This window comes from Pantoea sp. UBA5923, from assembly GCF_002431095.1.
Classification (GTDB): Bacteria; Pseudomonadota; Gammaproteobacteria; order Enterobacterales; family Enterobacteriaceae; genus Pantoea; species Pantoea piersonii.
This window is the reverse complement of the sequence record NZ_DJDN01000003.1, coordinates 1,999-3,349: the sequence shown is the minus strand read 5'-3', so window position 1 is coordinate 3,349 and position 1,351 is coordinate 1,999. Positions and strand designations below refer to the sequence as shown.

The window sequence follows — 1,351 nt, the reverse complement described above, 5'->3', positions numbered from 1 at the left end:
GATAATCTCTTCGATATGGCGTTCGCCATTGGCGAGGCGCGCCGCCATGCCGTTCATCACCTGCGCCAGCGCAGGCGCGAGCTGACGCTCGTCGGCGCTGAGATAGCCATTGCGCGAGCTGAGCGCCAGGCCGTCTTTGGCGCGCACCGTCGGCACGCCGACAATCTCAATGTCAAAGCCCATATCCGCGACCATCTTGCGGATAATCGCCAGCTGCTGAAAATCCTTCTCGCCGAAACAGGCGATATCGGGCTGCACCAGATTAAACAGCTTGCTGACGATAGTGGCGACGCCGCGAAAATGGCCGGGACGGCTTGCGCCTTCCAGCAGCGACGAGAGGCCGGGCACCTCGACGAAGGTCTGATTCTCCAGCCCGTGAGGGTAAACTTCCGCGGGCGCAGGCGCGAACACCACATCGACGCTGCGGCGGTTAAGCTTTTCGCAGTCCTCCTGCAGCGTACGCGGATAGCGCGCCAGATCGTCGGCGCGATCGAACTGCATCGGGTTGACGAAAATCGAGACCACCACGATATCGCCGCGCTCGCGCGCTTCATCGACCAGCGTCAGATGACCGTCATGCAGATTGCCCATGGTCGGCACCAGCGCGATGCGTTTTCCTTCCTGCCGCCAGCGGCGAATTTCACGACGCAACATCGGCAGCGTTTCAATGATCAGCACGGTAAGGCTCCTGAATTACTGGAAACTGTGTTCAGCCGCAGGATAGGTTCCCGCTTCGACTTCGGCGATATAGTGACGGATAGCGGCGCGCATGTCGCCCGCCTCGGCGAGAAAGTTTTTCGCAAATTTCGGGATATGGCCGCCGGTAATGCCGAAGGCGTCATGCATCACCAGAATCTGGCCGTCAGTGACGTTGCCCGCGCCGATGCCAATGACCGGGATGGTCAGCGCCTGGGTAATGCGCTGCGCCAGCGAGACCGGCACGCACTCCAGCACCATCAGCTGCGCGCCTGCGGCTTCCAGCGTCAGCGCGTCGGCCAGCAGCCGTTCGGCGGCCGCCTCGTCGCGGCCCTGCACCTTATAGCCGCCGAAGATATTCACCGACTGCGGCGTCAGGCCGAGATGGCCGCACACCGGAACCGCGCGTTCGGTCAGCATACGCACCGTCTCCGCCAGCCATTCGCCGCCCTCCAGCTTCACCATATTGGCGCCGGCGCGCATCAGCTGCGCCGCGCTGTCAAAGGTTTGCTGCGGCGTGGCGTAACTCATAAAGGGCAGATCGGCCATGACCAGCGCCTGCGGCGCGCCGCGGCGTACGGCGGCGGTGTGGTAGGCGATATCGGCGACGGTCACCGGCAGCGTGGAGTCATGGCCCTGAACGGTCATGCCGAGC

General features: G+C 63.4%; 2 protein-coding genes. Both read right to left on the bottom strand.

All coding sequences use genetic code 11. The annotated features are described in order from the left end of the window. Positions 1–678: pantoate--beta-alanine ligase (gene panC, locus B3797_RS00120; protein ID WP_311790035.1), on the bottom strand; the 678-nt coding region annotated here is incomplete at its 3' end. Between the two features lie 15 nt (positions 679–693). Further along, positions 694–1,351: 3-methyl-2-oxobutanoate hydroxymethyltransferase (gene panB / locus B3797_RS00115; RefSeq protein ID WP_311790034.1), on the bottom strand; the 658-nt coding region annotated here is incomplete at its 5' end.